Below are 465 nucleotides of genomic sequence, written 5' to 3'. Positions count from 1 at the left end.
GTCGCGGTCCCTTAAAACAGCGGAGATCTCGTCTTCGGCATCCTGATAAATCACATCTGTGTCGACGGTTGTTACCTCCTCGAAGCTGTCCTTCAGGGCTTCTCTATCGTCCTGATCGGGACCAAACCTTTCGAGTACTCGCCGGATGCGGTACGCCGCAATGGAGGCGGCCAGCCGCTCCTTCTCTTCTTCCAGCCTGTCAAAAACAGCTTCCTTCGCCTTCCCGACGAGGACGTTCACGCTTGTGTCCTCGGCCTCGTCAAAATGCTTTTCTTCGGCGAAGACCCTGAGCACCTCTTCGGTGATCAGGAGGTTCTCGATCTCGGATACTTGCGTGACGTGGACAGATTTGGCTTCGAGCGACTTGATCTCTTCGTCAGTTCGGTAATCCCGGTCAATCAAACCGTAGCAATCCAGGTCATGGAGACCGCGCAAATCTTCGAAAGCCCCTGTCGCGGAGATAAC

The 465-nt window shown here is 54.8% G+C and carries 1 protein-coding gene; it reads right to left on the bottom strand.

The features are described from left to right. Positions 1 to 462, bottom strand: a 462-nt coding sequence (locus EXE46_RS16515; protein WP_342765023.1) for a DUF4435 domain-containing protein, incomplete at its 3' end; no start/stop codon positions are given. Positions 463 to 465 lie beyond the last annotated feature (3 nt).

The organism is Halorubrum sp. GN11_10-6_MGM (genome assembly GCF_005435165.1).
Taxonomy (GTDB): domain Archaea; phylum Halobacteriota; class Halobacteria; order Halobacteriales; family Haloferacaceae; genus Halorubrum.
Note: the sequence above shows the minus strand (reverse complement) of the source record. Positions and strands in the feature narration are given on the sequence as shown.